The 312-nt window shown below is 78.8% G+C and carries 1 protein-coding gene; it reads left to right on the top strand.

Translation table 11 applies throughout. From position 1 onward, the window contains the following. A partial coding sequence (locus LQ51_RS33465) for a hypothetical protein (RefSeq protein ID WP_197087832.1) occupies positions 1-312 on the top strand: 312 nt, incomplete at both ends.

The raw sequence follows: 312 nt of genomic DNA, 5'->3' as shown, positions 1-312 counted from the left end.
CCCGCGCCCGCGTCCCGGGCCGACCGGGTGCTGGTCTGGCTGGTCCCGGCGGCGGTGCTGGTGGCCAGCCGGCTCGTCCTCACCTGGTGCGCCGCCCCCGCGCACCTGCTGGTCACCCTCGGCGGGTGGGCGCTGTTCGCGGTGGTGGTGCGCCTGGTCGTCGGGCGGCGCGACCCGTTCCACCTGTGGGCCGTGGTCGGCGGCGTCGCGCTGCTGCGCAGCGCTCTGCTGCTGGCAGCGCTGGCCCCGCGCGGGCCGGGCGGCTACTGGTTCGCCTTCTGGACCGCGCCCACCCTGCGCGCCGGCTACCTC

The sequence above is a fragment of the Micromonospora sp. HK10 genome (assembly GCF_000982955.1).
Classification (GTDB): Bacteria; Actinomycetota; Actinomycetes; order Mycobacteriales; family Micromonosporaceae; genus Micromonospora.
This window is presented reverse-complemented; position numbering and strand designations above follow the sequence as displayed.